Below are 1,516 nucleotides of genomic sequence, written 5' to 3'. Positions count from 1 at the left end.
CTGATGACTACCGCAGGAGAGGTACACCTGTAATGTGGGGAATGGCCGCTACGAGGTACTCGTGACGGCCCAAAACGGAGAGCTGAGCGGACAACCTGACCGGTTTTGATTGGCGGGTGCGTTCAAAATCGGCAGAGGTCGAAGTCGGCCGGAAATGTAGGACTACTTCAGACCATCCTTAGGTTCTGTACGAGAAGTCGGAGCAGGTAGAGGCGCGGCCATGATTGGCTGGAGGCCCGCATGGCAAGGCGCTACGAGAATCCCGGATGCAGGTTAGGAGTTGATCAAGGATCTGGTTTTTCCGGAGCAGAAGATGGGCCGGCCGCGCAGTTATGATCGGCTAGTGCTCGATGGGATCTTCTGGATTCTCTGCTCCGGAGCGGCCTGGCGTGACCTTCTGGAGCGTTTCGATCTTTATCAGCGATTCCGTGATTGGCGATATGACGGCACGTTTGACCGAGTCCTTGAACGATTGCACGTTCGGTTGAATCAGGAAGGCCTGATTGATTTGGGTACGTGGGTGGTCGACTCCGCTGCAGTGCGCGCAACCCGAGCCTCTTCTGCCGCCGGGAAAAAGGATTCATCGCGTCTTCCCGGGGGTAAGGCGGCCTTGATTTTCAGGAAAAAATACGTCGAGTCACGGAAAGCGTAGGCTATGCGCTTGATGATCTTGATGCGGTTGTTCACCCCCCCTCCAGGAAACTGGTGTTCATGTGGAAACGGGCACTGGCGAGAATGCCGCGCGTGTATTTGCGCAGGTCGCGGGCAAAGCGTTGTAGCGTGCGAGTCCGCTGTCCCGGGCGTGTCGCAGCCGGGCTCGCCAGCGCAGCCAGCCCTCCCGCACGCTGGAGGCGTACCAGATGTCCTTTAGGGCATCCTTGAGCACATAGACCGTGGCCAGTGGCTGGTTGGCAGCAAGCAGTTTGATCTTGCCCAGAAGTCGTGGACACGGGTTTAAGCACTCATCCGGGCCTCGAAGGCCTCCGGGCTGATGTGCCCCAGCGTGCTGTGTCGCCGCTGACGGTTGTAATCGGTTTCGACGTATTCAAACACGGTTTCACGCATCTGGGCACGACTCGCGAAGCGCTCGCTGTGGATGCACTCGACCTTCAGACTGTGGAAGAAGCTCTCTGCACAGGCATTGTCGTAGCAGTTGCCTTTGGCGCTCATGCTGCATCGCAAGTGGTGGGTGCAGATCAGCTCCCGGTAAGCCGCTGAGCAGTACTGGCTACCGCGGTCGCTGTGCACTATCACTCCCTTGGGCTGCCTGCGTCGCCACAACGCCATGTGCAAGGCATCGCAGACCAGGTCGGCCGTCATGCGTTCGCTCATGGCCCAGCCGATCACCATCCGTGAATACAGATCAATGACCACTGCCAGATACAACCAGCCTTCTTCCGTATGCAGGTAGGTGATGTCACCCACCCATTTTTGATTCGGCGCAGATGCCGTGAAATCCCGCTTGAGCAGGTTCTCTGCCACTGGCAACGAGTGCTGGGAATTGGTAAGCGCTCCA

1 protein-coding gene and 2 pseudogenes are annotated in these 1,516 nt (G+C 58.1%); 1 reads left to right on the top strand and 2 read right to left on the bottom strand.

Translation table 11 applies throughout. The annotated features are described in order from the left end of the window. Positions 1–240: 240 nt before the first annotated feature. Positions 241–595: pseudogene (locus A9G05_RS26945) on the top strand (transposase); the annotation flags it as partial. A 2-nt stretch (positions 596–597) separates the two neighbouring features. Here the strand turns inward: A9G05_RS26945 and A9G05_RS28270 are convergent. Beyond that, positions 598–925: pseudogene (locus A9G05_RS28270) on the bottom strand (transposase); the annotation flags it as partial. A gap of 29 nt (positions 926–954) precedes the next feature. Continuing rightward, positions 955–1,516: IS3 family transposase (locus A9G05_RS26160; RefSeq protein WP_069563702.1), on the bottom strand; the 562-nt coding region annotated here is incomplete at its 5' end.

The sequence above is a fragment of the Pseudomonas sp. ENNP23 genome, from assembly GCF_001728945.1.
Classification (GTDB): Bacteria; Pseudomonadota; Gammaproteobacteria; order Pseudomonadales; family Pseudomonadaceae; genus Metapseudomonas; species Metapseudomonas otitidis.
Note: the sequence above shows the minus strand (reverse complement) of the source record. Positions and strands in the feature narration are given on the sequence as shown.